Genomic DNA, 819 nt, shown 5'->3' with positions numbered 1-819 from the left:
TCCGCGACGGTCTCGGGCTCGACCTCGGCAGCGACCTCGACCACCTCGGCCTCAGCCACCTCCGCCTCGACGGCAGGCTCGTCAACCTCAGCCGCAGGCTCCTCGACAGCGGGCTCCGCCACGACGGCCTCAGGCTCGACCTCAGCCACCGGCTCGGCCTCGACCTCGACAGCAAGCTCAGCAACCTCGGCCGCAGGCTCGTCGGCCTCGACCATCGGCTCCACGACCGCGACCGGGGCGGCCTCCGGCTCCATCGCCGCCGTCTCGTCCGCAGTCTCCGCCTCCGCCTCGGCCTCGGCCAGAGCGGCGGTCGCAGCGGCCACCAGGTCGTCGGCAGCCGGGGAGGGCGCCGGGAGGGAGACCGCAGCAGCCGGGGTCTCTCCCTCGGCCTGCGCCACCGCCGGCTCGCCGTCAGCGGCACCCGCGTCCGACACCGCCCCGGTCTCAGCCTTGGTCTCGACCTCTGCCTCGGCGGCCGCAGCAGCCTCGTCGGTCTCCTCCGCCGGAGCCGTCACCGGGACCAGGGCCTCCTCGACAAGCCCGTCGCGCTGCCCACCGGCCAGCGCCTGCAGGGCAGCCGCCTCGGCGTCAGCCCGGTCGGCCGACTCCTCGGCACCGGCCTCATCGCCTGCCTCACCATCGGGCTCGACGGCGGTCCCTGCCACGGCCTCGGCCGCCACCTCGGCATCCGGCTCCTCGGCCGCCGTCTGCTCGACGGCGGCGGCCTGCTCCGCCAGCCCGTCCCGCTGCCCGGCCACCAGCGCCTGGCGGGCCGTGTAGGCGGCCTCGGCGGCGCGGCGGTCGGCCTTGGCGACGGCG

Annotated in this window: 1 pseudogene; it reads right to left on the bottom strand. The window is 76.9% G+C overall.

Features of this window, described 5'->3' with window-relative positions:
• Positions 1 to 819, bottom strand: a pseudogene (locus tag KS423_RS43830) (hypothetical protein); the annotation flags it as partial.

This window comes from Streptomyces sp. LS1784 (genome assembly GCF_020103755.1).
Classification (GTDB): Bacteria; Actinomycetota; Actinomycetes; order Streptomycetales; family Streptomycetaceae; genus Kitasatospora.
The sequence above is the reverse complement of the archived record's forward strand: the minus strand, read 5'-3'. Positions and strand labels throughout refer to the sequence as shown.